This window comes from Protofrankia symbiont of Coriaria ruscifolia (genome assembly GCF_900634745.1).
In the GTDB taxonomy this organism is placed as follows: Bacteria; Actinomycetota; Actinomycetes; order Frankiales; family Frankiaceae; genus Protofrankia; species Protofrankia californiensis.
Map to the genome: position 1 here is coordinate 1 of NZ_CAAAFR010000008.1, position 2,850 is coordinate 2,850.

Genomic DNA, 2,850 nt, shown 5'->3' on the forward strand with positions numbered 1-2,850 from the left:
AGAGTAGCCGATCGCCACGCCGGGCGACCTTCGCGCAGCCCTGGGTTGTGATACAGCCGTCGGACGTGCGCGGGCGCGTCCGGGATGGTTCGTCGCCTGTTGAGGGAAGCGCCGAGTTGGCAACCTCCGGTAACGACTTCGACGCGGTCCAGCGCAAAGTTCGCGCGAAATACGGAGTAATGGTTCTGGTGTCGAGACTGTTCAATACGCTCGGCCATCTCGGCAAGAGGAAGTCCCCATACGGTGATGTTGTTGTCGTTATCACTCCGGTCGGCTCGTCATAGGGATCACAGCGCCCTTCACGGTCGCAGCGCGCTTGCGCCTTTGACTCATCGCTTCCTTGTGCCGCTACCTCCGTCGCTATGGGCTTGACTACGTCGCAGGCGGTAATGATTAATCGTCTGGGAGTGGCAATGCCACCCGGCTCGAACGGCGGGTCGTTGTCACGACAGTCGACCGTACGGTCTGCTATCAGCCCATTCCGCGGCGCGCTTATGTCGCGGTAGCATCCCCAGGTCGGCACGCGGAATGCACGGAATGCGCAGAAGGGGAGTGCCGTGACCTGTTGGTCCTCGACCATCATCTCGTACCGCACGTGAAAACACGCCCCGCGAGCCGTACCGCGGTGCTGGTCTGCCAGGGTCGCGCCGCCGCGGACGGGCTGGTCGCGCCAGGCAGGTTCCATGATGCGATGGCGATCGCGTTGCTGCATGACGACGAGCGGGTCCCGGTCGACCGGGTGCGCGGGGGCGGGCCGCCCCAGGGCTGGGCCCAGCGGGCGGAGTTCGAGATGCTACGGGCAACCGCCGAGGTGATGGTGGCGCGCACCATCGTGATCGACGCGGCCGTGCGTTCCCGGCTGTCCCCACAACTGGTGATCCTGGGCGCCGGTCTGGACGACCGTGCCTGGCGCATGTCCGAGTTGGCCGAGGTCGACGTCTTCGAAATCGACCACCCCGCCTCCCAGCAGGACAAGCACGACCGGGTTGGCGATCTTTCGCCGTGTGCGCGGTCGTTGCGGTTCGTGCCCGTCGACTTCTCCGGCGACCGACTCGAGGACGCGCTCGTTCCGGCCGGTCATCACCGTGCCGTACCGACGACATGGGTCTGGGAGGGCGTCGTGCCGTACCTGACACGGGCCCAGGTCGCCGCCACGGTGGCGGCCGTCGACCGCTGCTCCGCTCCCGGCAGTCGCCTGATCATCAACTACCAGTCACCCTCCCTGCCAGCGGCCGTCGGCCGTATGGCCGCCCGCGCCATGACCACGTTCGTGCGCCAGCCGAACGTGTGGGCGGCCGAGCCACGCCGCTCATCCTGGACAGCCGCAGCCATGCGCACACTGCTCACCAACCACTGTTTCCCGGTCGCCGACGACAGCGACCTGCTCACCGTCGCTGCCCGACTGTCCATCCCGGTGAAGCAGCGCCGATCGCTGCAATCGGGCGAGTCACGGTCGCCGACCGCCCGCATTGACGCTGCGTGAATGCCACCGCGAACCACACTGCGGATCAAGGTGGGTCTCGTCAGCAGCCCGTGTTACGGCTGTCGGAAGGTCCACCTACGATCGACGGTATGTCGCCACTGGCGAGGTATGGCAGATGCGCGACGCCTACGGCACCCGGCTGGCGGTGATCGCCGGCTGTGAGTATCCGGGTGGTGCGGACCCGTCGGTCTTCCTGTTCGACATCGACGCCTGCGGGTTCGTGGAGCTGGTCAACGCAGGCGTCTTCGGCGACGTGCCGCAGGCGGCCGCAGAGTGGCACAGCATGGTCGGTGAGACGGCTGACGACGCCCAGCCGGTACCGGCCGAGACCGCGGAAGCCCTACAGCGCCTCCTCTACTGCGACATCGGGGAAGAGGCGCTACACGGAACCGAGTCCGATGCCGCACTGGACAACTGGTTCCGCGCTCGGCGCCGTATCCATGATCTTGCGGACGCGTTGGGCAGGCGTGGGATGCCGCTGCCCGATACACGGTCGCTGTACCGCGACATCGACGAGACGCCGACGGCGCAGGCGTTCACCACCTGGTATGTCACACGCCACGGCGTACAGCCGGATTCCGAGGCAGTTGCCGCGCTGGCGTACGAGTGGATCGAGGGCATCCTGCCGGAAACCCGGCATACGGTGTCCCCGCCCCGCGTCCGGTTCCACCGGGCCCTGATGAGCGACTGGATCGACGATCCGGTCACGGCGGCGGCGAAGACGCTGCTGCCCGACTGGGTACGTTGGTACGGCGAACAGGCCGGACTCCCCGAACACCTCGTTGGCCGAGCCGTTGCCGCCGGCAGTCCTGGAACGCCGGCGGACTGCGGGGCGGCATTGCTGTGATCCCGGTCGCTCGGCTGATCGGATCCCGATCGTCCAACCGATCGCGATCCACGACTCCAGCACCACCCGCCCCGTTACCGGCGTCGTCCCGGCCTCGAATTCCGGTCGGGAATAATGCCGATCGGGAATGCGGTGTCGCCGTCAACCCCCTGCCGAGCCGATGCCCGCGGTCGCCGGAGGGTGATGAAGTCGGCGACTCACAGCCCTACATCGCGGATGACCCGACGAAGTGTCCCCGGCGGAATATCTCCGGCGGAATATCTCCGCCCGGATGGACGGGAACGACGGTGAAGCGACCTTCATGCAGCCAGCCGCGGAGCAACGACGCACGGCCGTCTTCATCGAACCATCCCGGATCTACAGCAACTGACGCCACGACACGGTCGAGCCGGAGGATCAGAGAGCGGCGGCAAACTCTGTGATCGACTGATGACTTCCCTTGACACGGACCACCTCGAAGCCGAGCTTCTCGAGGACTTTGACTGGGTCTGTTGCGTTATGGGAAAGCAGGACATGGCGG

General features: G+C 66.5%; 3 protein-coding genes and 1 pseudogene. 3 read left to right on the forward strand and 1 reads right to left on the reverse strand.

The genetic code is table 11. The features are described from left to right. From CV1CTNOD_RS25195 to CV1CTNOD_RS00940, 3 genes and pseudogenes are all read left to right on the forward strand, one after another. Positions 1 to 284 (forward strand): annotated as a pseudogene (locus CV1CTNOD_RS25195) (hypothetical protein); the annotation flags it as partial. A gap of 311 nt (positions 285 to 595) precedes the next feature. After that, on the forward strand, positions 596 to 1,483 hold the full coding sequence (locus CV1CTNOD_RS00935) for a class I SAM-dependent methyltransferase (protein WP_131784324.1): 888 nt from the start codon (positions 596 to 598) through the stop codon (positions 1,481 to 1,483). A gap of 115 nt (positions 1,484 to 1,598) precedes the next feature. Then, positions 1,599 to 2,330, forward strand: a complete 732-nt coding sequence (locus tag CV1CTNOD_RS00940; protein WP_131784325.1) for a hypothetical protein — start codon at positions 1,599 to 1,601, stop codon at positions 2,328 to 2,330. Positions 2,331 to 2,726: 396 nt separating this feature from the next. Here CV1CTNOD_RS00940 and CV1CTNOD_RS28040 read toward each other — a convergent pair whose 3' ends face one another. Next, positions 2,727 to 2,840: a type II toxin-antitoxin system HicA family toxin gene (locus tag CV1CTNOD_RS28040; protein WP_431607050.1), complete on the reverse strand. Its 114-nt coding sequence runs from the start codon at positions 2,838 to 2,840 to the stop codon at positions 2,727 to 2,729. Positions 2,841 to 2,850: the final 10 nt, after the last annotated feature.